Raw genomic sequence first — 1,153 nt, 5'->3', positions numbered from 1 at the left:
ATCCACTGCGGAGCCGTACAAATGCACGGCCAGCAACGTTGATTCCAGATGGCGCTCAATGACGCTTAGCACCTCTGATAGTTGGTTCGAAATTTCGATGGTCACCGCTTCCCTCATGATGTCTAACGGGCGAGGTAAGCCGACCGCAGAATGCGGGTCGGCTTGACCGAAATGTTAGAACCAGAAGCCAAAACGGATAACTTGAATTTGGCGACGGGCGCTAACCGTGAAAAAACGCTGCGCCACCGAGGCGGCACAGCACTGCAAAAACGATAGCTGCTTGCGCTTGCTACGCAAGGGCTAGAGGCCAAAAAGACTGAAAACCTGCGCAGCCCATGCAGGCGAAGCCCGGAAAAAAGGCAAAACAGGCACTGAATAACGCCTGAAAAGCTAAATGCCGTTTGAATAAACATGAGCTAAATAAAGCTGGGTTTCAGTGGTGCTAACGTTGGACGTAACGAGAGCCGGAGCGCAGCGGAGGGAACCAAAATGCGCAGCATTTTGGCGTCCCGTTGACGGAATGGTTAGCCGTTTCGACGCGCATAAACGGAGTGGGTGTACGGAATTACAGCTTGAATGGTTTCGGTTGAGACAAGCTCGAATTCTGTTTCGTTGAGCATTGGGAAGAAGGCGTCACCCTCGAAGGTTTGATGTACCTCAGATAGAAACACGCCGTGGGCGTGAGGTAGTGCCAGAGTGTATATCTCAGCTCCGCCCGCGACGTAGAGTTCATTGCCGAGTTCGGATGCCAAAGCGATAGCGTGCGACAGCGTTGAAACAACTACGCAGCCAGTGGCGCGGTAGTTAGCTTGGCGTGAGATTACCAATGTGTGACGGTTCGGTAGAGGCTTGCCGATAGACTCAAAGGTCTTTCGCCCCATGACAACGACTTTTCCCTCAGTGAGTCTGCGAAAAATCTTCTGCTCACCCGGAATTTTCCAGGGGATATTAGGACCATTGCCAATAACCCGATTGGCTCCCATCGCAGCAACGAGATAAATGCGTACTGATTCCGAGTTCATATGGCTAACTTTGTTTTAGGGCGACTGCCCTGCTGCGTAACATCGTTGCTGCTCCATAACATCAAACATCGACCCACGGCGTAACGCGCTTGCTGCTTGGATGCCCGAGGCATAGACTGTACAAAAAAACA

At 51.9% G+C, this 1,153-nt stretch carries 2 protein-coding genes and 1 pseudogene; all 3 read right to left on the bottom strand.

The features are described 5' to 3' along the window. A pseudogene (locus FTT85_RS18500) lies at positions 1-117 on the bottom strand (ANT(3'') family aminoglycoside nucleotidyltransferase); the annotation flags it as partial. 5 nt (positions 118-122) lie between these two features. Further along, entirely contained in the window at positions 123-413 is a 291-nt protein-coding gene (locus FTT85_RS18495) for a DUF1010 domain-containing protein (protein ID WP_001336345.1), read from the bottom strand. A 111-nt stretch (positions 414-524) separates the two neighbouring features. After that, positions 525-1,022 (bottom strand): trimethoprim-resistant dihydrofolate reductase DfrA12, encoded by a 498-nt coding sequence (gene dfrA12 / locus FTT85_RS18490; RefSeq protein ID WP_001083725.1) that lies wholly within the window; start codon positions 1,020-1,022, stop codon positions 525-527. Positions 1,023-1,153: the final 131 nt, after the last annotated feature.

It is taken from the genome of Acinetobacter sp. YH01020, assembly GCF_013420275.1.
Classification (GTDB): Bacteria; Pseudomonadota; Gammaproteobacteria; order Pseudomonadales; family Moraxellaceae; genus Acinetobacter; species Acinetobacter amyesii.
This window is presented reverse-complemented; position numbering and strand designations above follow the sequence as displayed.